At 51.4% G+C, this 2,500-nt stretch carries 1 tRNA gene and 2 rRNA genes (1 of these 3 cut by a window edge); all 3 read right to left on the reverse strand.

Annotation, left to right across the window (positions count from 1 at the left end):
* A tRNA-Met gene (locus AB9F27_RS21530) sits at window positions 1–77 on the reverse strand.
* Window positions 78–172: 95 nt separating this feature from the next.
* Window positions 173–287 (reverse strand): 5S ribosomal RNA (rrf, locus tag AB9F27_RS21535).
* A gap of 141 nt (window positions 288–428) precedes the next feature.
* A 23S ribosomal RNA gene (locus AB9F27_RS21540) occupies window positions 429–2,500 on the reverse strand (it continues 761 nt past the right edge of the window).

The following is a 2,500-nucleotide window of genomic DNA, read 5'->3' on the forward strand; positions in this document are numbered from 1 at the left end:
TGGTTGCGGGAGTCAGATTTGAACTGACGACCTTCAGGTTATGAGCCTGACGAGCTACCGGGCTGCTCCATCCCGCGACGCTTAGGCATTTTGCCTTAGTTCGCATCCCAGTTTTTGTAATTTCTGGGGTTTGAGGGATCGTTTGAGAGATACGTGTTATGTTTCTTACTAGGTTTGGCGGCGACCTACTCTCCCACGTCTTAAGACGCAGTACCATTGGCGCAACAGTGCTTAACTGCCGAGTTCGGGATGGGATCGGGTGTTTCACTTGTGCCATGACCACCAAACCGAGAAAGAAACACAACACACAGTTTTAACTATCAGATTTAGTTTCACTTAAAAAAGTGTAGCTTTTGATTATTCCGCCTGAACCCTTACCAAACTTACGTTCGGGGGTCAGGTTTGTAGAAGTCTATCTTCTACTGGATCAAATCAAGCCTATCGGGCAATTAGTATCAGTCAACTGAGTGCGTTACCGCACTTACATCTCTGACCTATCGACGAGGTGGTCTACCTCGGCCCTCAGGGAGATCTTGTTTTGAAGGGGGCTTCCCGCTTAGATGCCTTCAGCGGTTATCCTGTCCGTTCATAGCTACCCAGCACTGCCATTGGCATGACAACTGGTCCACCAGTGGAACGTTCACCCCGGTCCTCTCGTACTAGGGGCAACTCTTCTCAAATCTCCTACACCCACGGCAGATAGGGACCGAACTGTCTCACGACGTTCTAAACCCAGCTCACGTACCTCTTTAAATGGCGAACAGCCATACCCTTGGGACCTGCTCCAGCCCCAGGATGAGATGAGCCGACATCGAGGTGCCAAACACTGCCGTCGATATGAGCTCTTGGGCAGTATCAGCCTGTTATCCCCGGCGTACCTTTTATCCGTTGAGCGATGGCCCTTCCACTCGGGACCACCGGATCACTATGACCGACTTTCGTCTCTGCTCGACTTGTCAGTCTCGCAGTCAGGCTGGCTTCTGCCATTGCACTCAACGACCGATTTCCGACCGGTCTGAGCCAACCTTCGCGCGCCTCCGTTACTCTTTAGGAGGCGACCGCCCCAGTCAAACTACCCACCATACAGGGTCCCGGATCCAGATAATGGACCGCGGTTAGACATCAAACAGAATTAGGGTGGTATCTCAAGGGAGGCTCCACAAAGACTAGCGTCTCTGCTTCAAAGCCTACCACCTATCCTGCACAAATTGTGTCTAATGCCAGTGTAAAGTTGTAGTGAAGGTGCACGGGGTCTTTCCGTCTAACCGCGGGAAGCCTGCATCTTGACAGGCAATTCAATTTCGCTGAGTCCACATTTGAGACAGCGGGGAAGTCGTTACGCCATTCGTGCAGGTCGGAACTTACCCGACAAGGAATTTCGCTACCTTAGGACCGTTATAGTTACGGCCGCCGTTTACCTGGGCTTCAATTCGGAGCTTGCACTCCTCCTTTTAACCTTCAGGCACCGGGCAGGCGTCAGACCCTATACGTCGTCTTACGACTTCGCAGAGCCCTATGTTTTTAGTAAACAGTCGCCACCCCCTGGTTTGTGCCCCCGACCAAGACTTGCGTCCTAATCGGGCCTCCTTCTCGCGAACTTACGGAGGTATTTTGCCGAGTTCCTTAAATGTGGTTCTCTCAAGCGCCTTGGTATTCTCTACCAGTCCACCTGTGTTGGTTTAGGGTACGATCTTAAAGAGGGGCTATTTCCAGGAACCTCTAAGCAGCTCTTTCAATCCAATAAGGAAGAACTACCTTCGAGATCCGTCACCACCTCACGGCCCAGGAATATTAACCTGGTTCCCATCGACTACGCCTTTCGGCCTCGCCTTAGGGGTCGGCTTACCCTGCTCAGATTAACTTTAAGCAGGAACCCTTGGACTTTCGGCGACAGGGTCTCTCACCCTGTTTGTCGCTACTCATGTCATCATTCTCACTAGTGATCTCTCCACCCGATGGCTCACGCCCGGGCTTCACAGAAAGCTCCTTATCCTCCACTACACCCGAAGGTGCAAAAGAGGATGGGAACTATGTCACACTACGCTCTGCTACCATGCAATAAATGCATCCTAAGCTTCGGCTCATGGCTTGAGCCCCGTTACATCTTCGCCGCAGGACAACTTAATTAGACCAGTGAGCTGTTACGCTATCTTTAAAGGATGGCTGCTTCTAAGCCAACCTCCTGGTTGTTTTGGTCGTCCCACCTGCTTTCCCACTTAGCCATGAATTAGGGGCCTTAGCTGTAGGTCAGGGTTGTTTCCCTTTTCACCATGGGCGTTAGCACCCACAGTGTGTCTGCCGGATATTACTTCTCGGTATTCGGAGTTTGATTAGGATCAGTAAGACGGTGAGTCCCCATTACCCATTCAGTGCTCTACCCCCGAGAGTATTCGTCCGACGCTCTACCTAAATAGATTTCGCAGAGAACCAGCTATCTCCGAGTTTGATTGGCCTTTCACCCCTAGGCACAACTCATCCCGACCTTTTTCAACAGGTGTGG

The sequence above is a fragment of the Falsihalocynthiibacter sp. CO-5D18 genome, assembly GCF_041205445.1.
Classification (GTDB): Bacteria; Pseudomonadota; Alphaproteobacteria; order Rhodobacterales; family Rhodobacteraceae; genus Falsihalocynthiibacter; species Falsihalocynthiibacter arcticus.